The sequence below is a fragment of the Streptomyces sp. NPDC104313 genome (assembly GCF_055583985.1).
In genome coordinates this window covers 200,638-222,893 of record NZ_JBVJMW010000005.1, presented here as the reverse complement: position 1 = coordinate 222,893, position 22,256 = coordinate 200,638, and the positions used below count along the sequence as shown (strand labels likewise).

General features: G+C 69.8%; 19 protein-coding genes and 1 riboswitch. Of the genes, 3 read left to right on the top strand and 16 right to left on the bottom strand.

All coding sequences use genetic code 11. The features are described from left to right. Nucleotides 1–2: 2 nt before the first annotated feature. The 5 genes from ACZ60Q_RS14480 to mnmA form a co-directional block, all read right to left on the bottom strand. Nucleotides 3–1,235 carry a restriction endonuclease subunit S domain-containing protein gene (locus tag ACZ60Q_RS14480; RefSeq protein WP_469633259.1) on the bottom strand — a complete coding sequence of 411 codons (1,233 nt, stop codon included), beginning with the start codon at nt 1,233–1,235 and terminating at the stop codon, nt 3–5. After that, nucleotides 1,225–3,840 carry a type I restriction-modification system subunit M gene (locus ACZ60Q_RS14475; protein ID WP_469633256.1) on the bottom strand — a complete coding sequence of 872 codons (2,616 nt, stop codon included), beginning with the start codon at nt 3,838–3,840 and terminating at the stop codon, nt 1,225–1,227. Before ACZ60Q_RS14475 ends, ACZ60Q_RS14480 begins: the two co-directional genes overlap by 11 nt. A 73-nt stretch (nt 3,841–3,913) precedes the next feature. Next, nucleotides 3,914–4,663: an RloB family protein gene (locus ACZ60Q_RS14470; RefSeq protein ID WP_469633253.1), complete on the bottom strand. Its 750-nt coding sequence runs from the start codon at nt 4,661–4,663 to the stop codon at nt 3,914–3,916. A 158-nt stretch (nt 4,664–4,821) separates the two neighbouring features. Next, nucleotides 4,822–6,093 carry an AAA family ATPase gene (locus ACZ60Q_RS14465; RefSeq protein ID WP_469633250.1) on the bottom strand — a complete coding sequence of 424 codons (1,272 nt, stop codon included), beginning with the start codon at nt 6,091–6,093 and terminating at the stop codon, nt 4,822–4,824. Between the two features lie 161 nt (nt 6,094–6,254). Further along, on the bottom strand, nt 6,255–7,391 hold the full coding sequence (mnmA, locus tag ACZ60Q_RS14460) for a tRNA 2-thiouridine(34) synthase MnmA (RefSeq protein ID WP_469633247.1): 1,137 nt from the start codon (nt 7,389–7,391) through the stop codon (nt 6,255–6,257). A 61-nt stretch (nt 7,392–7,452) separates the two neighbouring features. Between mnmA and ACZ60Q_RS14455 the strand changes: the two genes are divergently transcribed. Continuing rightward, nucleotides 7,453–8,241: an N-acetylmuramoyl-L-alanine amidase gene (locus tag ACZ60Q_RS14455; RefSeq protein ID WP_469633244.1), complete on the top strand. Its 789-nt coding sequence runs from the start codon at nt 7,453–7,455 to the stop codon at nt 8,239–8,241. Between the two features lie 110 nt (nt 8,242–8,351). Here the strand turns inward: ACZ60Q_RS14455 and ACZ60Q_RS14450 are convergent, their stop codons facing one another. Next, a complete protein-coding gene (locus ACZ60Q_RS14450; RefSeq protein WP_469633242.1) occupies nt 8,352–9,521 on the bottom strand; it encodes a cysteine desulfurase family protein in 1,170 nt (389 codons plus the stop codon). Between the two features lie 400 nt (nt 9,522–9,921). Between ACZ60Q_RS14450 and ACZ60Q_RS14445 the strand changes: the two genes are divergently transcribed. Next, nucleotides 9,922–10,806 carry a DUF2268 domain-containing putative Zn-dependent protease gene (locus tag ACZ60Q_RS14445; RefSeq protein ID WP_469633240.1) on the top strand — a complete coding sequence of 295 codons (885 nt, stop codon included), beginning with the start codon at nt 9,922–9,924 and terminating at the stop codon, nt 10,804–10,806. Between the two features lie 44 nt (nt 10,807–10,850). After that, the gene (locus ACZ60Q_RS14440) at nt 10,851–11,672 is read left to right on the top strand and encodes a MerR family transcriptional regulator (protein ID WP_469633237.1); all 822 of its coding nucleotides are present in this window, start codon (nt 10,851–10,853) and stop codon (nt 11,670–11,672) included. Nucleotides 11,673–11,689: 17 nt separating this feature from the next. Here ACZ60Q_RS14440 and ACZ60Q_RS14435 read toward each other — a convergent pair whose 3' ends face one another. The 10 genes from ACZ60Q_RS14435 to ACZ60Q_RS14390 all read right to left on the bottom strand — a co-directional run bounded on the left by ACZ60Q_RS14435 (nt 11,690) and on the right by ACZ60Q_RS14390 (nt 21,963). Next, a complete protein-coding gene (locus ACZ60Q_RS14435; RefSeq protein WP_469633234.1) occupies nt 11,690–12,559 on the bottom strand; it encodes a thioesterase family protein in 870 nt (289 codons plus the stop codon). 71 nt (nt 12,560–12,630) lie between these two features. Next, nucleotides 12,631–13,302 carry a trimeric intracellular cation channel family protein gene (locus ACZ60Q_RS14430; protein WP_469633232.1) on the bottom strand — a complete coding sequence of 224 codons (672 nt, stop codon included), beginning with the start codon at nt 13,300–13,302 and terminating at the stop codon, nt 12,631–12,633. Between the two features lie 29 nt (nt 13,303–13,331). After that, the gene (locus ACZ60Q_RS14425; RefSeq protein WP_469633228.1) at nt 13,332–14,495 is read right to left on the bottom strand and encodes an ABC transporter ATP-binding protein; all 1,164 of its coding nucleotides are present in this window, start codon (nt 14,493–14,495) and stop codon (nt 13,332–13,334) included. Continuing rightward, on the bottom strand, nt 14,492–15,484 hold the full coding sequence (locus ACZ60Q_RS14420) for an ABC transporter ATP-binding protein (RefSeq protein ID WP_469633225.1): 993 nt from the start codon (nt 15,482–15,484) through the stop codon (nt 14,492–14,494). Before ACZ60Q_RS14420 ends, ACZ60Q_RS14425 begins: the two co-directional genes overlap by 4 nt. Nucleotides 15,485–15,490: 6 nt before the next feature. Further along, entirely contained in the window at nt 15,491–16,453 is a 963-nt protein-coding gene (locus ACZ60Q_RS14415; protein ID WP_469633222.1) for an ABC transporter permease, read from the bottom strand. A gap of 1 nt (nt 16,454) precedes the next feature. Further along, nucleotides 16,455–17,459: an ABC transporter permease gene (locus ACZ60Q_RS14410; protein WP_469633219.1), complete on the bottom strand. Its 1,005-nt coding sequence runs from the start codon at nt 17,457–17,459 to the stop codon at nt 16,455–16,457. An 85-nt stretch (nt 17,460–17,544) separates the two neighbouring features. Further along, the gene (locus tag ACZ60Q_RS14405; RefSeq protein ID WP_469633216.1) at nt 17,545–19,215 is read right to left on the bottom strand and encodes an ABC transporter substrate-binding protein; all 1,671 of its coding nucleotides are present in this window, start codon (nt 19,213–19,215) and stop codon (nt 17,545–17,547) included. A gap of 217 nt (nt 19,216–19,432) precedes the next feature. Then, nucleotides 19,433–20,260, bottom strand: coding sequence for an enhanced serine sensitivity protein SseB C-terminal domain-containing protein (locus ACZ60Q_RS14400; protein WP_469633214.1), 828 nt, complete (start codon nt 20,258–20,260; stop codon nt 19,433–19,435). 167 nt (nt 20,261–20,427) lie between these two features. Then, a complete protein-coding gene (locus ACZ60Q_RS14395; RefSeq protein WP_469633212.1) occupies nt 20,428–21,198 on the bottom strand; it encodes an enhanced serine sensitivity protein SseB in 771 nt (256 codons plus the stop codon). Nucleotides 21,199–21,270: 72 nt separating this feature from the next. Next, a complete protein-coding gene (locus ACZ60Q_RS14390; protein ID WP_469633209.1) occupies nt 21,271–21,963 on the bottom strand; it encodes an AAA family ATPase in 693 nt (230 codons plus the stop codon). A gap of 175 nt (nt 21,964–22,138) precedes the next feature. Continuing rightward, nucleotides 22,139–22,236: riboswitch (glycine riboswitch) on the top strand. The last annotated feature ends 20 nt before the right edge of the window (nt 22,237–22,256 follow it).

Below are 22,256 nucleotides of genomic sequence, written 5' to 3'. Positions count from 1 at the left end.
CGTTACTCCGTTAGACGCGCACGCCCACTCAAGAGGTCCTCGACCATACCCTGCCGCACTGTTCGAAGCTTTGCGACCTGGTCACGCATCTTACTACTACGCTTTCTACTAGCCGCCATGGCGGCAACAATCTGACGCTGAGTTCCCACAGGAACATCCGGCACAAGCAGTTCCTTAACTGCGGCCTGTGCAATGTTCTTCATACTGCCACTTGTTCCAGTTGCGGCGCCTCTGATCTGCCTGCGGACATCGGGGCTCAGAAGAGCCAACTCAATGAACCCAGCCTCTGCTCGCGCGGTTACCGGGACAATACGAAGCGTCTTGTCACTAAGCATGAGTCTGGGCGCAGGGTCCAGCGCAACGCAAGCCAGACCAACCAATTGCTCGGTGTTAGCTCGCGTCATGAGCAGGTCACCCGACCGAACCTCGTAATGCGGATTGATCAGTTCAGGAGCACGTACAACCTTATTCTCTGCCCCGTGGAACCAACCAGCCTGTACCGCACTCACTTTGAGTACGCCCCACTCTGCATCTCCGGCCGGCACGTCCTCCGCCAACGGACTCCTGCCAGCGTCGATGCGATCGAGCCACTCGCCAAGCGGAACACGTCTTTTCGCTTCAGCCATCGCCCGGAACGTCACGGACTTCTCAATAATGCGCAGCTTGCGCCAAGATTGCTCCAGTGCGGCGATCCGCTGGTCGAACGCTGCGTGCGCAGCCACGATCCTCCGCTGATCGGGCAAACGAAGGTCAGGAATCTCCAACCCCCGCACGTCCGCCTGCGAAATCTTGTATTGGCCGCTTGTGCCCCGCATTACCGAATCAATCTGACGGCGGGCATCGACTGAAGTTAGCGCGATGGAGAGAAATTCGGCATCCAGCACACCCGGGTCTGGCGCCAGCCGGAAGACAAGGTCGGGCAGGAGAAGTTTGGGCCGCACATCGCCCACCGAGCATGTAACCCCTACCAACGCCTTTACGCCATTCGCGCGAGACATCAAAACGTCGCCGGACTTCACCTCATGGGCAGGCCGGGGCGTCAGCTGGTCGGGAAATCTCTTCGCCTCTGACTCAATGAAGGTGCCAGATGTGACGGCACTCAGCCGGAGAACCCCCCACTCGTCCGCAGCCGGGGGTTTCGGTTCGCAGACTGGGCTCCATCCGGTCTCGATCTTCTTGAGCAAGCTCTTCAGCGGGACCATGGAATGACCGACCTGGTCAAACTCACCGGGCATAACCAAGCTCCTTAAGCCACCCCGCCAGCTCCCCCGCCGCCCCGTCGCTCTCCGCCCCAAGCTCTTCCAGCGACACCGCGTACTTCTCGGCCCAGCGCCGGAACGCCGCCACAAGCTCGCGGCGGCCCGAGGCGACCGACGCGCCCAGGCGGCGGGTCAAGTCGCCGTCCAGTACCTCAAGGACCACCCGCTCCGCGTCGCCCTCTGTCGCCACGGCGACCTCGGCCGCCGCCCGCAGGTCCTTCAGGAAACGGTCGTCCAGCGCCTTCCGCTTCTTCTTCGCCGCCGCCAGCTCCCGCTTTCGCGCGGCCAGTACCTTTTCCAGGCGGGCGATCTCCTCCGGAGAGACCGGGGCCGTAGCCTCCGCATCACCGTCGGACGGCTCGTCGGCATCGGTATCGACGTCGTCCTCAGCGTCGGCCACCGGGGCCGGCTTCGCTTCCACCACGGCTTCCAGCGTCGCCCGGTACGCCGCGTCCGCCTCCGTCACCGCCGTATCGGCCGAGGACACCGCGTCAAGGAACTCGGGAATCAGCGCCCGAACCACCGGGTGGTCCATCGCTCGGCGGCGGTCGGCTCCGGACACTGTCGGCTTCTTCGCCGAGGTGTCGCCCTCCTCCGTGGGCGGCAGTGCTGGGTCGACGATCGCCTCGACCGAGTCGACCCAGCCCGCCAGCACCCGTTCGAAGCCGCCGGCCGCGAGCGCCTTGAGGTCGTACCTGTTCGCCGTCCACCAGTCGGCCATGATCCCGGCCGTCGTGTACTCGTCCAGAACGCCGGCCTCTCCCACCGACTTGGTGAATCCGGTCACCAGGCGGCCTCGGAGGTCCATCAGCTTCTGGTCCGCCGCAAGTTGGGCGAAGCCAGGGGCGTGCGCCGTCCACCAGGTGCCGTACGCCTCCCACAGCTTCTTCTCGCGGTCCGCCGCCAGACCCGGGATACGTCGGGCTGTCGCCTCCGGACCCTCGTCCAGGAAGTCGTAGTACTCCGGATCATCGTCCCGCTGGGCGAAGAGTTTCGTCGCGTCGACCCCGTACGCCGTGAAGAGTTGTTCCTTGCCGACGACCTCGCTCACCGGCACTCCGCCGTAGAGGTGCGCCCGTACGTCCTGAGGTTCGGCCGGTGGTGAATTGTCCACCCAGCGGCGGATGTTGAGGTTCGCCTCCGCTGCCAGCAGGTCCTTGACCTCCACGGCGCGCGAGTAGCCGGGGAGCGGCCGCCATGTCTGGAAGACGGTGACGATCTTCTCCACGTGCTCGGGGCCCAGCTCGTTCTGGTTTCGTCCCGCTGTGAAGTCGCGGTCCGCGTTGATGAACAGGACCTTCCTCTCACGCTGCCCGCGCTTGCGGCGCGGGGGCCGCAGGACCAGTACGCACGCCGGGATGCCGGTGCCGTAGAAGAGGTTCGGGCCGAGGCCGATCACCGCCTCGATGCAGTCGTCCCTCAGCAGCCCTTCGCGGATTTCCCGTTCCTTGCCGCCACGGAACAGCACGCCGTGCGGCATGACGATCGCCGCCGTGCCCCGCTGCTCCAGCACCGAGACCATGTGCTGGACGAACATCAGGTCGGCCTTCTTGGCCCCCTCCGGCGCCCAGCCCCACTTCATCCGGGTGCCGTACAGCTCATCGGCCTTGGCGACGAGATCCGCGTCGTAGTTGAGCGAGAAGGGCGGGTTCGAAAGGACCTTGGTGAAGGTGCGCAGCCTGCCGTCCGGCGTCAGGTGCAGCGGCTCGGTCAGGGTGTCACCGTGCTCCAGCTCGAACTCACGGATGCCGTGAAGCACCATGTTCATGCTGGCCATGGACCAGGAAGGGCCGTTCTTGTCCTGCCCGTTGACCCCCAACTCGTTGGGGTCGCCCCCGTGTTCCTCCACATGCTCCCGTGCCGCGATGAGCATGCCGCCGGAGCCCGCGCACGGGTCGTAGACGGTTTCCGTAGGCTTCGGATCGATCAGCCGGACCAGCATCCGGACCACCGAGCGCGGAGTGTAGAACTCACCGCCGCGCTGCCCCGCCGAGTCGGCGAACCGGCCGAGCAGATACTCGTACGCCGCTCCCAGCATGTCGGGGAACTCGAAGTCCTCGTTCCGCAGCTGGTAGAGGCTGAAGTGGCGGATGAGGGAGCGCAGTTCGGAGTTGGTGAAGCGAGGCTTCGTCCCGATGACCTCGTTGAAGGTGATGTGGGAGGTGACGCCGGCCAGCCTCCGGTTGCCTTCGGTGAGGGCGATCAGCGCCTGGTCGAGCCCCTGGCCCACCTTGTCGGTGAGGTAGCGGATTCCCGGCACGGTCGCGATCTCACCGTCCGGCGTGACCGGGTCGATCACATGCGGGCCGCTCCACCAGCGTGCCTGCGGCGGAACGTAGAAGACGCGGGTGTAGCGCTCGGGATTGTCGGCCCTCCTCCGCGCCTTCACCGGGTCGCCCGTCGAATCCAGCGCCGTCGCGTACTCACGCTTCCACTCGGGCTCGAACTCGTCCGAGGCCCGCTTGAGGAACAGCATGCCGAAGATGTAGTCGCGGTACTCCGAGGCGTCCATTCGCCCACGAAGGATGTCCGCGGCCGAGAAGAGGTGCCTTTCGAGCTCGGGCAGGGTGATTCTGGCCACGCGCCATTCCTTCGTACGACTGGGAGACCGATGGGCCCGGGCAGGCCCGAGGGAGCGGAAGTGCTACGGCAGCCTAGACGCCCCAGGCCCCTGCTGAGTAACCGTGGCTCCGGTTCGTCGCTGTCCGTGAGGGGTCCTCGACAATGCCCAGGCTCACGATCAAACGCCAGATATCGGTCGACGGATCGCGGCGCAGCGTCTCGCAGTCGTGTGCGTGCCCCGAGCGCGCCGCCCACGCGGGCGTGGACTTCGGCGGGTTGTCGCGGCTGAACCGGTTCGTCTTGGCGTTGCTCGCCTTGCACGAACCGTGCTCGCACTGACTGACCAGACGCTTCGCCCGGGACACCGCCTCTTTCAGGAGTCCTTCTTCGTCCAGAGCCGCTCGCCGGTCATCCTTGACGCTCTTGTCGTTCCTGCCGTCGAATTTCTTGAAGGCGGGATGCGCCTGCCGCAGCTTCTTCAAGATCTCCTTGTTCATACCGCTCTGACGCCCGCCGAACTCCTGGAAGTGGAGCAGCAGCCACAGCTCGAAGGACGGATGCGAGAAGCAGACCTCGGTCGAGCTCTCCGCCGCCTCCCTCAAGGCTCGCGGAATGTCATGGTGCTCGTCACGGTCGAACATGGCCCACGCGTCGTCCTCCTGAGCCTTCTCGCGCACGGCGGCCACGGCCTCCGCCGGGGTGTAGCCGTTCTTCTTGTAGACGGGCTGGATACGGAACTTCTGCCCCTCGTGCCCGCGGCCGTCCCCGAATCTGGCACTGAGGTGGTTGAGGTAGTCCGGCTCGGTGGACTCCCCCTCACAGCCCACGTACACCACACGCACCGCACGGGAATCGTCCGGCGGCGGAGTCGGAGCCGGAATCAGGGGCTGCCCTTCGCCTTTGCCACTACGGCGCTTGTTCGGCTTCCGGGTACCAGCCTCCGGCGAGTCTCCGCTCCCGTCCTGCGCCGACCGGGTCTGCTGCCCGTTGTCCCTCGTACTCACGCTGACGCCTTCGCCTCCTGCCACGACACCTCACGGGCGATCTCGCCCGCGCTGACCCGCGGGGTACCGCCGTACCGGCCCCGCAGATAGCCGCGTTCCAGGTTCTCGTCGTCCGCCGGACGGGCTGCGGTGAGTGGGTAGATCTCGGTGGCTCCCGTGCGGTCCTTCGCCGTGAGCCAGACCTGATCACGGCCCAGCGGCCGGTCCAGGACCTCGCTGCCGAGCAAAGTGGCGTCGTGCGTGGTGAAGATCAGCTGAGCGTCACGGGGATTCGCCTTCGGGTCCTGGAAGATCCGGACGACCTCGGCGGCCAGCGTGGGGTGGAGGCTCGAATCCAGCTCATCGACCAGCAGCACAGCGCCCTTGTCGAGCACGGTGAGCATCGGGCCGAGGAAGGCGAACCACGCGTGCGTGCCGAAGGACTCCTCCGTGAGGAAGTCCAGTGAGACGTCCTGGCCCTCCGTGGTGCGGTGCCGCAGCCGGATCTCCTGTGTCTCCCGGTCGATCTCGATGCCGGTGACTCCTAGGTCGGCGACCGAGAGCAGCTGCCGGATGCGCTCGGCGTAGTCACCCTTGCGACCGGGTTCGCCGAGGAGTTCCTGAGTCCACTTCGTTCGATGGACGACGTCCGCGCCCGGTGTCATCAGCCACAGGTTGTCGAGGAACCATCGGTACAGAGCCGAGAGCTGCCTATCGTTCGCCGTGGCCGCCGTAGAGAGGAACAGAGCGTCGGGCCGGGTGAAAGAGACCAGCGCGTCCCGTTGGCCGCCGAAACTGTCGCTCTCGAAGACGAACTCACCGCCTTCCGACTCAGGCCGGTCGGCCTCCCGGTCGAACCAGATCTCCCGCTGCCCGTTGGGGTAGGCATGCAGCCACTCGGCCTCCACCCGGTCGTCCGAGAGCTCGAAACCGTAGGTGAACCGGACCGGCCTTCGGCCGAGCGTGAGATCTACTTCGTAGAGGCTCGTCTCCTCGGAGCTCTCACGATCCAGTTTGAACGGCTTGCGGGGCACCCCGGGCGACTTCTGCCAGTCGGCGAACGAAGTGCGCACAGCGGCCCTCATATCTCGCAGCGCGCTGATCAGGTTGGTCTTCCCTGAGGCGTTGGCTCCGAAGACGGCGACCACGGGGAGTGCCGTCACCTGCTGGTCGTCGTGGCGCAGACCGGTGTCGCGGGCGGTGCCCTCGTTCAGGGCCGTCCCGATCAGCGACAACTCACACTCGTCACGGATCGAGCGGTGATTGGCCACCCGAAAGCGCAGGAGCACCTGTACCTCCTGACAGGACGGGGAGGAGACTGCCCCGCCGTGTGCGTCTTCGTGCGGACGGTCCGCACGGGGCAGCCTATGACGGTCGAGCGGGCTGAGCCAGCCCGGCTTGGTCATACGAGATGGCCGGGATACAGCCACCGATTGGCGGGGCCCCGGCCTCAGCCGCCCGCCGGCACCCGCTCGCGGCGGGACGTCGTGGCGATGGTGGCCGAGCCGACGACCCTGCTGCCGTCGTACAGGACGACCGCCTGGCCGGGGGCCACTCCCCGGACCGGCTCGGCGAAGGTGACGTTCAGCTCGGAGCCGCCCACCAGCTCGGCGGTGACCTCACTCTCGCCGCCGTGGGCGCGGAGCTGGGCGGTATAGGTGCCCGGGCCGGACGGGGGCGTTCCGCACCAGCGGGGCTTGATGGCGGTCAGCGAGGTCACGTCGAGGGCTTCGACGGGGCCGACGGTGACGGTGTTGTTCACCGGGGAGATGTCGAGGACGTAACGCGGCTTGCCGTCGGGGGCCGGGTGGCCGATCTTCAGGCCCTTGCGCTGGCCGATGGTGAAGCCGAACGCGCCCTCGTGGGTGCCCAGCTTCGTACCGGACTCGTCGAGGATGTCGCCCTCGGCCGGGCCGCCGAGGCGGTTCGCCAGGAAGCCCTGGGTGTCGCCGTCGGCGATGAAGCAGATGTCGTGGCTGTCGGGCTTCTTGGCGACGGCCAGGCCCCGGCGCTCGGCCTCGGCGCGGATCTCGTCCTTGGTGGTGAGGGTGTCGCCGAGCGGGAACATGGCGTGGGCGAGCTGCTTCTCGTCCAGGACGCCGAGCACATAGCTCTGGTCCTTGGCCATGTCGGAGGCGCGGTGCAGCTCCCGGCTGCCGTCCTCGGTGAGCACGACGGTGGCGTAGTGGCCGGTGCACACGGCGTCGAAGCCGAGGGCGAGGGCCTTGTCGAGCAGCGCGGCGAACTTGATCTTCTCGTTGCAGCGCAGGCAGGGGTTGGGGGTGCGCCCGGCCTCGTACTCCGCGACGAAGTCCTCGACGACGTCCTCGCGGAAGCGTTCCGCCAGGTCCCAGACGTAGAACGGGATACCGATGACGTCGGCCGCGCGGCGGGCGTCCCGGGAGTCCTCGATGGTGCAACAGCCGCGCGCCCCGGTCCGGAAGGACTGGGGATTCGCGGACAGGGCGAGGTGGACACCGGTCACGTCGTGGCCCGCCTCGGCGGCGCGGGCCGCGGCGACGGCGGAGTCCACGCCGCCCGACATCGCGGCGAGAACACGCAGGGGGCGCTGGGAAGTCTGAGTCATAGCTCCTCCAGGGTACGGGTCGCCGGGAACCGAACGCTCGCGGATATGCGTTGACGGTCACATGGGGAACAACGGGAGCACCCGGGGTGCGCGAAAGCCTTCGGAAAAGTCTTCGGGAAAGCGTGCGGGCTCGTCTTCGGGAAGGCGTGCGGGCTCGTCTTCGCGGAGGAAGCCGGCGAGCGGTGTCAGCCGCCGCGCGCTGCTGATCGGCGGCGGTGCGGTGGCGGCCGTCGGCACCGCCGCCGTGTTCGCGCGCGACGAGGTCAAGCGGCTGTGGTGGCAGGTGCCCGGGGTCGAGAAGCCCCGCAGGGCGGGCGAGCTGGACTACGCGGGGGCGAGCTGGGTGGCCGCGTCGGAGGCGAACTGGCGACGTGCGGACCGCCCCGACGACTTCCCCGTCGACCGGGTGATCATCCATGTCACCCAGGGCAGTTTCGCCAGCGCGGTGAAGGTGTTCCAGGACCCCGCCCATCAGGCGGCGACGCACTACATCGTGGGGCAGGACGGGCGGGTGGTGCAGATGATCCGCGAGCTGGACGTGGCGTACCAGGCGGGCAACCGCCCGTACAACGAGCGCGGCGTCGGCATCGAGCACGAGGGGTTCGTGGACCGGCCCAAGGACCTCACGAAGGCGATGTACGAGTCCTCGGCGCGGCTCACGGCGTCGATCTGCGCGCGGCACGGGATACCCGTCGACCGGGAGCACATCATCGGGCACGTGGAGGTGCCGGGCACCGACCACACGGACCCGGGCCCGCACTGGGACTGGGACCGGTACATGGAACTGGTCCGCCGGGCCTCCACGGCGCCCACGTCCACGCCCACACCGTCGGCGAAGGCGTCCGGGTGACGGCCGGCGCCTGACGGCTCACGAGCGTCCGGCCGGGCCCCACCGCCGGCCCGGGCCCCGCCGCACGCCGCAGATCCGGCCGCGCCCGCGCCACAGGGCCGGCCCCGCCGTCAGCTGAGCCCGGCCGTCCTCGCTCGCTCCACCGCCGGGCCGATCGCCTCGGCCAGCGCCTTCACGTCGTCGTCGGTCGAGGTGTGGCCGAGCGAGAAGCGCAGGGTGCCCCGGGCCAGGTCCGGATCGGTGCCGGTGGCGAGCAGGACGTGGCTGGGCTGGGCGATCCCGGCGGTACAGGCGGAGCCGGTGGAGCATTCGATGCCCTGGGCGTCCAGCAGCAGCAGGAGGGAATCGCCCTCGCAGCCGGGGAAGCTGAAGTGGGCGTTGGCCGGGAGGCGTCCGGACGGATCCGGGTCACCGCCGAGCACGGCGTCCGGCACGGCACGGCGCACGGCGGCCACGAGGTCGTCGCGCAGGGAGCCCACGCGCCGGGCGAACCGCTCACGCCGCTCGGCCGCCAGCCGTCCGGCGACCGCGAAGGAGGCGACTGCGGGCACGTCCAGGGTGCCGGAGCGCACGTGCCGCTCCTGGCCGCCGCCGTGCAGGACGGGTACGGGGGTGTGGTCGCGGCCCAGCAGCAGTGCGCCGATGCCGAACGGGCCGCCGATCTTGTGCCCGCTGACCGTCATCGCGGCCAGTCCGGAGCGGGCGAAGTCGACCTCCAGCTGACCGAAGGCCTGGACCGCGTCGGCGTGCATGGGGATGGAGAACTCGGCCGCCACCGCCGCCAGTTCACGGACCGGCATGATCGTGCCGATCTCGTTGTTGGCCCACATGACGGTGATCATCGCCACGTCGTCGGGGTCGCGGAGGATCGCCTCGCGCAGGTCCTCGGGGTGAACCCGGCCGAAGCGGTCGACCGGGAGATAGTCCACGGTCGCGCCCTCGTGCTCCGCGAGCCAGTCGACGGCGTCCAGGACGGCGTGGTGTTCGACGGGGCCGGCGAGGACCCGGGTACGGCGGGGGTCGGCGTCGCGGCGGGACCAGTAGAGGCCCTTCACGGCAAGATTGTCGGCCTCCGTGCCTCCGGAGGTGAACACCACCTCGCTGGGGCGTGCGCCGAGGGCGTCGGCGAGGGCTTCTCTGGACTCCTCGACGGTACGGCGGGCCCGGCGTCCGGCGGCGTGCAGTGAGGACGCGTTGCCGGTGGCGGAGAGCTGGGCGGTCATCGCCTCGATCGCTTCGGGAAGCATCGGGGTGGTCGCGGCGTGGTCGAGGTAAGCCATGGTGGGGCCGATTCTACGAGCCCGGGTGGGGCGCATGCCGGGCGCGTCACGGCCCAGCCCCGCGCACGCCCGCGCGAAGTGGGGTGGACCGGGTCGGAGGCCTGCCGGAAGCCCCGTGGAACCCGGTCCCGAATCCGGTCCGGAGCCAGTCCCGAATCCGGTCCGAATCCGGTCCGGAGCCAGGTCCGGAGCCAGTCCGGAGCCGGTCCGGAGCCAGGTCCGGAGCCGGTCCGGAGCCAGTCCGGAACGGGGAGAGCGGGAGAGCGGCTCGCGGGGCCCGTGGGGGGTGCGTCAGCCGCCGAAGTCCCAGGCGACCGCGCCGTTGCTGGTGACGAGGACGGCGGGCCCGCACCGGGAGCCGCTTGACCCTCCCGTAACAGGAGGCTCTACCGTCCCCGAGATGAAGATCATCGTCCATGACACCGCCTCCGCCCAGCTGGACCTCCTGCGCCTTCCTCGGGCCCAACGACCCGACGCCCTGGCTGAGATGCTCGCCCCGTTGCAGGAGGTGATGTCCCGGGTGGGGGTCGGGGACCTCGTCGAGACGCACCGCGCGGGCAGCGGCTTCCCGCTGGACCGGGAGGACCCACGGCTTCCGGAGGCCCTGGAGCGGATGCGAAAGGCCCGGGTGTGGCAGCGGGTCGAGGACTCCCTCGGCGCGGCACGGGAGCGGCTGAGCGCGGCGGCGCCCGGGGTGCGGACCGCCGGCACCGTGCACGTGGTCCTGGTGCTCGGCGATCCGGACGACCCGCTGATGGACCTCAACCGGGGCTACTTCGGTCTCGGCGGCATCCCGGGAGCGATCATGCTGATGATGTGGCCCACCGCGACCAGCCTCGCCAAGATCGGGCACGCCGCCGCCCACGAGCTGCACCACAACGTCCGCTACGCCAACGTGGACTGGGACCCGATGGCGGTCACGGTCGGCGAGCAGGTGGTGGCCGAAGGGCTGGCCGAGGCCTTCGTACGGGAGCTGGCGGGCGATGACGCCATGGGGCCCTGGGCGACGTCGCTGTCCGGCGCGGAGCTGGACGACGCCTGCGCGAAGGTGGCGGCCGGGATCGACGTCGCCGGAATGCCGAACCTCGCCCCCTACCTCTACGGCGACCGCACCGCGATCCGACTGGGGCAGCGGCCGGTCGGGCTGCCGGACTTCGCCGGGTACGCGGCCGGGCTGCGCTTCGCCGACGCCCACATAGCGGCCTCCGGGATGACCGCCGCCGCGAGCGTCGTCCTGCCCGCCCGCGAGGTTCTCGCGAACGCGGGTGTGCCGAGCACCGCGTGACCCGGCCCGGGGGAACCGCTCCCCGGCCGGGGGAGACTGGGCCGATGAGGAACGAGGACCGACGCCCCGGGGAGCCGCCCGCCGACGGCCTGACCGTCGGGCGGACAGCCGAGCTCGTCGGGGTCAGTGTGAAGACGCTGCACCACTGGGACACGATCGGCCTGGTGCGGCCGGGCGGGCGCACCGGGGCCGGGTACCGGGTGTACGGGGACGAGGACGTCGCCCGGCTCCACCGGGTCCTGGTCTACCGGGAGATCGGCATCCCGCTCGCCGCGATCGGGCGGCTCCTGGACGACCCGGAGGTCGACGCGCGCGAGCATCTGCACCGGCAGCGGGGGCAGCTCGTGGAGCGGATCTCCCGGCTGGAGCGGATGGTGGGTGCGGTGGACCGCATGCTGCTGGAGTCGAAGCCCGGGATCCGGCTGACGCCCGAGGAACAGGTGGAGATCTTCGGGGACGACTGGGAGCCCGCCCGGACCGAGGAGGCCGAGGAGCGCTGGGGCGGCACGGACCAGTGGGCGCAGTACGCGCGGCGGGCGGCCCGGATGAGCCACGAGGACTGGAAGGGCGTGGCGGCGGCCGCCCGGGCCCTGACCGCCGGCCTCACCACCGCGTACCGTACGGGCGTCGCTCCGGGGTCGGAGGTCGCGGACGCGCTCGCGGAGCGGCACCGCGCGCAGATCTCGACGTACTTCGACTGCACGTACGCCATGCAGGTCTGCATCGGCCGGACGTATGTCACCGATCCCGGCTACGTCGCGCACTACGACGCGATCGCGCCGGGACTCGGCGGCTGGCTGTACGAGGTCATCGCGGCCAACGCCGGGGCTCACGGCGTCGATCCGGAGTCCGCGGTCTGGGAGTGAAGGGCCGGCGAGGGGTCCTACGCGCCGCGCGGGGCCTTGGCCAGCTGGCGGGACTGGGCGACGAGACGGTCGGCGCTGTCCCAGACCTCCGCGTCCTCCTCCAGGAAGCCGCCCGCGAGGTTGCGGGTGGTGATGGAGACGCGCAGCGGGCCCGGGGCGGGGCGGCAGCGGATGTGGGTGGTCAGCTCGACGGTGGGGGTCCAGCCGGGCAGGCCCAGCTCGAACGAGGTCGGCGGCAGGGCGTCCACGGTGAGCAGCAGCGACAGCGGGTCCGGGTCACGGCCGTCGGCCAGGCCGAACCAGCCGCGCATCTCGCCCTTGCCGGACGGGGCTCCGACGGCCCAGCCGACGGTCGCCGGGTCGAGCTTGATGTCCAGACGGTCGGTGATGGCGGAGCTTCCGGGGATCTCGGGAGCGCCGTCGCTCGGGCCGAGGCAGTGGTCCCGGTCGGGCATGGCGGGCGGCCGGGCCGTCGTGCGGACGTCGTCGGGGAGCGCGTCCAGGTCGCCGTAGGTGGCCAGGACCCGGATGCGCTCGACCTCGCTGCCGTCCTCGGCGTACTGGAAGAGGGAGGCCTGGCCCGTGGAGAGGGTGCGGCCGGTGCGGACGGTCTGGGTGCGTACGACGGCGGGTCCGGGCACGGAGGCGGTGAGGTAGTGCGCCGAGACGGAGAACGGGTCGGAGTGCGGCAGGGCGTCGCCCAGCGCCCGGCCGAGCAGAGCCAGCAGATAGCCGCCGTTGACGGCGTGGATGATGGTCCAGCCCGCGGAGAGCTCGGCGTCGTAGACGCCCTCCTCGCGCAGGATGACCGCGGTGTCCCGGTCGAACTCGCTGTCGCCGATGGTTGCCCGTGCGGTCTGCGCCGCCCCAGTCGCTGCCTGTGCCATGGCACGCACGGTACAGGGACCTCGCTACTGAGCGGTAGCTTTTGGGGAGCCGGATCGCCGCGACCCGGGGCTCAGGTCGTCGCCGAGCCCTCCTCGGCGCGCGCGGAGGAGCGGTTGTACGCGCGGGGCGCGCGCCAGTGGAAGCGCAGCGCCAGCAGCCGCAGGACGAACGCGGCGATCACCGCGAGCCCGCTGGTCAGGGCGTTGAGGGTGTCGAAGCGGATACACAGGACGACCATGGTCGCCCCGACGATCGCGGGCACCGCGTACAGGTCGCGGTCCCAGCGCAGCAGGGACGGCACCTCGTTGGCCAGCACGTCGCGCAGCACACCACCGCCGACCGCGGTGGCCAGGCCCATCACCGCCGACGCGGTGAGTCCGAGGCCGTACTCGTACGCCTTGACCGTGCCGGTCACGCAGAAGAGGCCGAGCCCCGCCGCGTCGAAGACGTTGACGCCGACCTGGATGCGCTCCACGTGCGGGTGGAGGAAGTAGACCAGGCCGGCGGCGAACAGCGGGGTGATGAAGTAGCCGAGGTCGGTGAAGGCGGCGGGCGGGATCGCGCCGATCATCACATCGCGGAACAGCCCTCCGCCCAGCGCTGTCACCTCCGCGAGAACCGCGATGCCGAAGACATCGAAGTTCTTGCGGACGGCGAGCAGGGCGCCCGAGATCGCGAAGACGAAGATCCCGGCGAGATCGAGCGCATGCTGGACGGAGGGCGGGAACAGTTCGGTGAGCACCGGGCAATTGTGCCGGTGCCGGGCGCCTTCTAGGCCTTGGGGCCTTCCTCCACCTGTTGCGTGGCGTCCGCGGCGGCCTGGGCCGGTACGGTCGCGGGTTCCTTCGCGGGAGCCTCGGTTTCCGCGGTCTCCACGGCTTCGGCCGCCACCGTTTCCGTGCCGGTGACCGCCTCGATGCCCGTGGCCAGGGTCTGCTTGACCGTCCCTGCCTCGATCCCGGCCGTGAAGTGGCAGGCCACCTTGTGCCCGTCGCCGGTGTCCAGCAGCGGCGGGCGCTCCGTGGCGCACTTGGTCTCCTGCACCCACGGGCAGCGGGTGTGGAACCGGCAGCCGGTCGGCGGGTTCGCCGGGGAGGGCAGGTCGCCGTGGAGCAGGATGCGCTCGCGACGGTCCTCCACCTCGGGGTCGGGCACCGGGACGGCCGACATCAGCGCCTTGGTGTACGGGTGCCGGGGCCCCGCGTACAGCGCGTCGCTCGGGGCCTCCTCGACGAGCCCGCCGAGATACATCACCCCGATGACGTCCGAGATGTGCCGGACCACGGCGAGGTCGTGCGCGATGACCAGGTAGGTCAGGCCCAGCGACTCCTGGAGCTCCTCCAGCAGGTTGATCACCTGCGCCTGGACCGAGACGTCCAGCGCGGACACCGGCTCGTCGCAGATGATCACGTCCGGCTCCAGCACCAGCGCGCGGGCGATGCCGATGCGCTGGCGCTGGCCGCCGGAGAACTCGTGCGGGTAGCGGGACATCGCGTTGGACGGCAGGCCGACCTTGGCGAGGATGGACTCGATCTTCTTCCGGCGCTCCGCCGCGTCCTTCCCGATGCCGTGGGCGGCCATGCCCTCGGCGAGGATGGACTCGATGTTCTGCCGGGGGTTGAGGCTGCCCAGCGGGTCCTGGAAGACCATCTGGAGCCGGCGGCGGAAGGCCCGCATCTCCTCGGAGGGCAGCTTCGCCAGGTCGGTGCCGTCGAAGACGACCCCGCCCTCGGTGATGTCGTTCAGCCGCAGGACCGCGCGGCCGAGCGTCGTCTTGCCGCAGCCCGACTCACCCACCAGACCGTACGTCTGACCGGCCTCGACGCTCAGCGAGACGCCGTCGACCGCGTAGACGTGGCCCACCGTACGGTCGAAGAAGAGGCCCTTCTTCACCGGGAAGTGGACTTTGACGCCGTCCAGTTCGAGAAGGCTCATGCCGGGACCTCCGCCTTGGGCAGGACCGGGTTGACGCAGCGCACCTGGTGTCCGGCCGTGCGTGGTTCGGTCAGTTCGGGAGTGCCGGTGAGGCACTCCATCGTGTAGTGGTCGCACCGGGGTGCGAACGCGCAGCCGTCGGCCCAGGCGATCTTGTCGTTGATGGACCCGCGGATCGGGCGCAACGGCTCGCCGCGCGGCGCGTCCAGCCGCGGGATGGAGCCGAGCAGTCCGTGCGCGTACGGGTGGGTGGGGTGGGCGAACAGCTCGCGGCGGCCCGCCGATTCCACCGCCCGTCCCGCGTAGAGGACGTTGACCTCGTCGCAGAGGCCGGCGACGACGCCGAGGTCGTGCGTGATCATCAGCAGGGCGGTGCCCTCCTGATCGACCAGCTCCTTCAGGAGCTCCAGGATCTGCGCCTGGATGGTCACGTCCAGGGCGGTCGTCGGCTCGTCGGCGATCAGCAGCCGGGGGGCGCAGGCGACCGCCATGGCGATCAGCGCCCGCTGGCGCATGCCGCCGGAGAGCTGGTGCGGATACTCCTTGAGCCGCCGGTCCGGGTCGGGGATGCCGACCCGGTCGAGCAGGGACGCGGCTTCCTTGCGGGCCTTCTCGCCCCTCAGACCGCGGTGGCGCTGGAGGATCTCGGTGACCTGGATCCCGATGGGGACGACCGGGTTCAGCGAGGAGAGCGGGTCCTGGAAGATCATCGCGAGCTGACTGCCGCGCAGGTCGCGGAGCTTGCGCTCGTTCATGGTCAGCAGGTTCTGACCGTCGAACTCGGCACGGCCGCCGACGCGCACGCCCTTGCGGGGCAGCAGGCCCATCAGGGCGAGCGAGGTGACGGACTTGCCGCAGCCCGACTCGCCGACCAGGCCCACGACCTGGCCCTGGTCGACCTCGAAGGAGACACCGTCCACGGCCGTGGCGTCCTTGCGGCCGCGGGCGGTGAAGGTGACGCTGAGTTCCTCAACGGAGAGCAGTGACATGGGACTTCAGCCTCGCAACTTCGGGTCGAGGGCTTCGCGCATGGCCTCGCCGAGCAGGGTGAAGCCGAGGGCGGTGATGATGATCCCGACGGCCGGGTAGGCGGCCATCATCGGCTCGTTGTCGAAGAAGCGCTGTGCCTGGGAGAGCATCACACCCCACTCGGGAACGGCCGGGTCGGGGTTGCCGAGGCCCAGGTAGGACAGGGCCGCGGCCTCGATGATCGCGGTGGCCAGGCTCAGCGTGGCCTGGACGATCACCGGGCTCAGCGAGTTCGGCAGGATCTGCGTGAGCACGATCCGCTTGCGCCGGATGCCGACCGCCTTGGCGGCGAGCACATAGTCCGCGCCGCCCTGGACCAGCATCGAACCGCGCAGCAGGCGGGCGAATACGGGGATCTGGACGACACCCACGGCGATCATCACGGTGGTCAGCGACTGGCCGAGGACCGCCGCGATGGAGACCGCGAGGAGCAGCGAGGGAAGCGACAGCATGATGTCGGTGAACCGCATGATCACGGTGTCGACACGCTGGCCGACCTTGCCACCGAGGGTGGCGGCGGCTCCGGAGAGCACACCGACCAGCGCGCCGACGATCAGGCCGATGAGCATGGAGACGACACCGACGAGCAGCGTCTGCCGGGCCCCGACGAGCCAGCGGGAGAACATGTCGCGGCCCAGGTGGTCCAGGCCGAACCAGTTCTCGCCGCGCATGCCGACGAACTTGCCCTGGTTGGGGAAGACCTCGCTGCGCCAGATCTGCGCGGTGGGCCCGTGCGGGGCCAGCATCGGCCCGACGATGGCGACCAGGATGAACGCGCCGATGATCGCCGCGCCGATGATCGCCATCTTGCTGGACCGCATCCGGCGGAACGCCTCGCGCCACAGGCTGCTGCCGGTGACGGTCTCGGAGCTCTGTGTCAGCTCGGCGAGACGGTCGATCTTGTCGGCCTTGTTGGTCAGGATCGTCACGTCAGTGCACCCGCACTCTCGGGTCGATGATGCTGTACGCGAGGTCGACCAGCAGGTTGATCAGCACGTACACCATCGCGATGAAGAGAATGAACCCGACGAGGACCGGGTAGTCGCGGCCGTCGATCGCGGTACGGATGAAGGAGCCGATGCCGCCGAAGTCGAAGACGGACTCGGTGAGCACCGCACCGGAGAGCAGACTGCCGGTCAGCAGGCCGACCGCGGTGATCACGGGCAGCAGGGCGTTGCGCAGCACATGGCGCCCGCGCACGGTCTTCTTGTCGAGGCCCTTGGACTCGGCGGTGCGGATGTAGTCCTCGCCGAGTACCTCCAGGACGCTGGCGCGGGTCATCCGGACGATGACGGCCAGCGGGATCGAGGCCAGTGCGACGGCGGGCAGGATCAAGTGCATGATCGCGTCCCAGCTCGCGTCGAGCTCGCCGGTCAACAAGCCGTCCAGGACGGCGAATCCGGTGACGTCGGTGGCGTTGAGCCCGGTGGTGAGCCGGCCCTGGCTCGGGAACCAGCCCAGCTCCACGGAGAAGATCCCGCGCAGCAGCATGGCCAGGAAGAAGACCGGGATGCAGATGCCGAGCAGTGATCCGGAGACGGAGGCGACGTCCAGCCAGCCACCGCGGTGCCTGGCCGCCAGGTAGCCCATCGGAATGCCCACGACCACGGCGATCAGGATCGCGGCGACGCTGAGCTCCACGGTGGCCGGGAAGCGCAGGGTGAATTCGTCCCACACCGGCTGGCCGGTCTGGGTGGAGGTTCCGAGGTCGAGCTCGAAGATGCGCTTGAGGAACCGCCAGTACTGGACGTGGACCGGCTCGTCGAGCCCGAGTGCCCTGTTGATTCTCGCTACTTCGGCTTCGGTGGCCCGCTCGCCCAGGATCGCTGAGGCGGGTCCGCCGGGCAGTCGGTTCAGCCAGAGGAACAGCAGGACCGACAGGCCGAGCAGGGTGGGAATGAGCTGGAGAAGTCTTCTGACGACGAGTCGCAGCACCCCGCATGCCCCTTTCTCACGTGCGTCGATGCGGGTCCGCCCGGCCACCTGGTTGCTGTGGCCGGGCGGACCCGCTGATGTGCGATTACTTGAAGGAGACCTCGGCGAAGTTCTCCTGCGTCAGCGGAGAGACCTTCGGCGGGTTGACGTTCTTGGCGAACGCGATGGCCGGCGGCGACGACGAGATCGGCACGCCCGGGACGTACTCCGCGATCGCCTCGTTGGCCTTCTTGTAGGCCTCGGTGCGGGCGGCCGGGTCGGTGACCTTGGAAGCGGCGTTCACGGCGTCGAAGACCTGTCGGTCCTTGAAGCCCCACTGCTTGTCCGGACCGGCGAACCAGGTGCCGATGAAGTTGTAGCCGTCGTTGAAGTCACCGGTCCAGCCGAGCATGTGCAGGGCGCAGGAGCCCGCCTCGGTGGCGTCCAGGTAGTCCGGGGCCCACTTCATGGCCTTCGGCTTGACGGTGATGCCGGCCTTCTCCAGGTCGGCCTTCATCAGCTCGAACATGTCCTGCGGGGCGGGCATGTACGGGCGGGTGACCTCGGTCGGGTAGCAGAAGTCGATGGTCAGCTTCTCCGCACCGGCCTGCTTGAGGAGGTTCTTCGCCTTGGCGGTGTCGAACGGGTACGTCTTCACCTTGTCCGAGTAGCCGGCGACCGTGTCGGGCATGAACTGGGTCGCGACCTTGCCGCCCTCGGGCAGCTGGGTGTTGACGAGGTTCTCGCGGTCGATGGCGTGGGTGATCGCCTGACGGACCTCGGGCTTCTTCAGCGCCGGGTTCGCCGACTGGCTCATGCCGAGGTAGAAGATGTTGAAGACGTCACGGGTCGGGACCTCGTAACCCTCCTTCTCCAGCGTCGTCACATCGGCCGGCGCGACCAGGTCGTAGCCGTCGATGTCACCCGCCTGGAGCGCCTGGCGGCGGGTCTCCTCGGTGGAGATGGTGCGGAAGACCAGGTTCTTCACCTTGGCCTTGTCGCCCCAGTAGCCGTCGAAGCGCTCGAGGGAGACTTCCTTGTTGCCCTTGTTCCACTTCGTGATCTTGTACGGGCCGGTGCCGGCGACCGTGCCGGCCTCCTGGCTGTACTTGGGGTACGTGATCGCGTCGCCCTTGGCGGTCGCGTCCTGCTTCTCGTACTCCTTGATGGCCTTCGGCGAGTGGATCGCCAGCGCCTGGAGGGAGAATCCGCCCGGCAGGTTCGCCGAGGGCTCGTTCACCTCGATGACGGCCGTGTTGTCGTCCTTGGCGGTGCAGGACTTGTAGTTGGGCTTGGGCGCCTCGGCGTCCTCGTTCTTCGCGAACCCGCCCATGATGGTCTGCCAGTAGTAGGAGACCGCGCTGGACTGGTACGTGCCCTTCCAGTTGAACCAGTTGTCGTAGTTCGCGCAGACCGCGGCGGCGTTGAACGCCTCGCCGTCGTGGAACTTCACGCCCTGGCGCAGGTTGAACGTCCAGACCTTGCCGGCCGGGTCGCTCGACCACTTCTCGGCGAGGCCGCCGACGAGCTTGCTGCCACCGGGCTCGTGCTCCAGGAGCGCCTCGAAGGCCTGACGGGTGACGCGGAACGTCTCGCCGTCGCTCGCGAGGGCCGGGTCGAGGGAACCGGGGTCACCGGCTCCGGCGAAGACGAAGGTGTCCTTGTCGCCCCCCTTGGGGCTGTCCTCGTCCCGCTCGCTGGAACAGCCCGTGGCGATCAGAGCGACAGCGACCGCTGTCGTGATCGCCCGGACGGTCCGGGACTTGAATATGCGCATGGGTCCACCCCTGGTTCGCCATGTGGTGAGGTTTGATGGCCGCACACTACAGACGGTGCCCACCGCAAGAGAACAGTCCGGATAGCGGTGAGACCTAGTCGAGACCCGGACAGCTAACAAACCGCCCAGTTCCGGGACATCCTCACGTGGGCGGTCAACAAGCCGGACATGAAGGGGTGTTCGACGGAGGGTGACCGGACGCCCCGCTCGGCGCAGTTCAGCGGGGCTGGGGCGGGTAACCGTATCCGGGGGCCGTGAGAGGTGGCGGACCGGCGGGCGCGTGCGCCTCGCGGTCGTAGAAGGGACGGGCGTTCGCGCGCAGCCACATGCCGACCGGGTCGTACTCGTCGGACAGGGCGACGGTGGAGACGGGCAGCCCCTCGGGGACCGCGCCGACCGACTGCCGCATCATCTCGCGCACCGATTCGACGGAGGCGCGGCCGGTGTCGTAGAGGTCGAGGCCGATCGCGAGATACGGGACGCCGACCGCGGGGTGCACCCAGGCGCGGCGCAGGGAGCGGATCGCGGGGGTGCGGTGGGCGTTCCGCGTGAGCAGGGCGTAGAACTGCGGGAGTTCGATGGCGGGGTCGGAGAGCCGGAGCGGTCCGGCGGGCAGCCGGTCCAGGCCGGTGGCGATGCGCCGCAGGTCGAGCCAGGGGATGCCGACGCCGCCGCCGGGGGCGTGCGGATTGAGCCAGACGCCCCAGCGGTCGGGGAACAGGGAGCGGGCGATATCGCGTCCGGTGACCAGCTCGTGGGCCCGGTTCCAGCCGCTGGCGGAGAGCTCCTGGGCGGAGGTGACGCAGGGGGCGTAACCCAGGCCGTCGATCTCCATGTTCCCGTACTGGGCGTCCGGTGAGCCGGCCGTGCCGTGCCAGAGCAGCATCCAGACCCGGCCTTCGGCGACCGCGGCGAGCAGCGCCTCGTAGGCGTCGTAGCGCCCGGGGGTCACCTGGCGCAGCGTGTGCTCGACCTTCCCCGAGGCACTCGCCGCCGCTCGATCAGGGGAGGCTCCACCGGCCGCCGCGGTGCCTGACGCACTCACCCTGGGTTCCGCCCCTCGTCGATCCGTCGCGTTCGCGCCACCGCTCCCGGGCACACGGGAGCGACCACGCCATCAAACCAGCTTATGCGCCGATCCTGACACCGACTTGACGCCCTGGTCCGGCGGTGCCCGGTCCTGTTGCCGTCAGTGGTCCTCGCGATGGTGGATCAGTGGCCCTCGCGCCGGTAGAACGGGCGCACCTTCTCCCGCATCCACCCGCCGACGAGGTCCTCCGCCATATCCAGCAGGACCAGGTTGACCGGCCAGGGCACCTGGACCCGGCCGAGCGCGCGCCCGATGGCGTCCATGGGCGCGCTCTGTCCCGCGCCGTCCCAGGTGGCGAACTCGACGCCGACGAAGAGGACCGGTTCGCCGCCCTCGATGCTGGCCAGCGCCCGGCGTGCGGTGCTCACCACTCCGGTGGCCTCGAACTCCTCGGACACGGCGGTGAGGAAGTCGACCGGGTCGTGCTGCCAGTCCGGCTCGAACAGCCGGACCCGGCCGCCGGTGGCGGCCCCGTCCAGGGCGGTGCGGCCGGCCCGGCAGAGCTCGGCGACGGCGGGCGGCGGAAGCGGTATGCCGACCGCGCCGCCCGGATTCACGGCGATGCCCACCTGCGGGGGCAGGCCCCGGGCGAAGTCGCGGGCGGGCGCGACGGTGAAGGACATATGGCTGCCGACGCAGCTGAGGAACTGGGCCTCGGAGCTGAAGACGGGGACAAAGGCCGCACCGTCGATCTCCATCATGGGCAGGTCGAGGTCCGCGCTCGCGGGGGAGCCGCCGTTCGGCAGCGGCACCCAGACGGAGCTGCGGCCCAGCACCTCGACGAGGCGGCCGCCCGCGTCGGGGACGCCGAGCGAGGCCGTCAGCACCTCTTCGAGCTCGTTGGCGGGCCACCCCTGCTGGGGGTGTGCCGGTGCGGGTGCCGGAATGTCCACTGTCTCTGTGCCCTCTCTCCACCGCCTCGGCCGCGCCCCGGCGGCCCTCTGCTCCGGCCAGCACCTTAACCGTCAGGGGGCGGTGGAAGCCCCGGGGGCCGTGAAGGAGATCCGGCCGAGCGCTCCCGCGGCCTCGCGGTCCAGCAGCACCGCGGAGGTGCAGCCGGCCGGCAGCAGCCCCTGTTCGGTGTCGCGGAGCAGCCGGGCGACCGCGTGCCGGTGGCGGGCGAAGGCGTAGCCGGAGACCCCGCGCCCACGCTCGCGCTGCCCCTGCCGCGCCACCTCGGGCGTCACGTCGAGCAGGATCAGATGGAGGGTGCGACCCCGGCTCGCCGCGTGCCGGGCGAGCCAGCGGCGTACCCAGGTCTGGGTGCCGCAGTCGTGCACGACGACGGATTCACCGGAGCGCAGGGCGTTCCAGAGGCCGAGGTAGTGCGCCGCGCGGACCAGGGGGCGGTAGAGGGCGTAGGGCAGTAAACGGGGCAGGGCGGCGGCCCAGCTGTCGCGGGTGTTCTGGGAGTCGATGGCGCGGCCCCGCGCGGCCCGCCGGATGAGGGTCGACTTCCCGCTGCCGGGGAGTCCGGAGACCACGACGACGTCACCGGCGGCGAGATCGAGGCTGTACGGGCTCCCGCCGGTGCGCCCGCGCAGGTCGCGTACCACCGGCGCACCCTCCGTCAGCAGCTCCCGCACGGGAGCGCCGGGCTGTGCGGGCATCGCGCCGTGCGCGACCCCCGCGGTCGGTGCCGACCGGTGCAACGTCATCGCCCATCCCCCTGCCGTCGGGTCCCCACGTCTGCCTCTGAAGTGTAAAGAAAAGGCAATGCGGCACAACCGGCTTATGGGCCTGTCGTCCGCCGTCTTCACCCGGGTGGGGACCGGGCCCCCACTCTCCCCCAATGCGTGCGATGATGACCCCGCCAACTGCATACCGGCCGTTCGAATCCGCGCGGGAGAGTTCCGGCCACAGTGTGAGCCGGGCGCCGAAGGAGCAAGATCCTCCCTTGAATCTCTCAGGCCCCGTACCGCGTGGATGAGGCAGATCTGAAAAGCGAGCC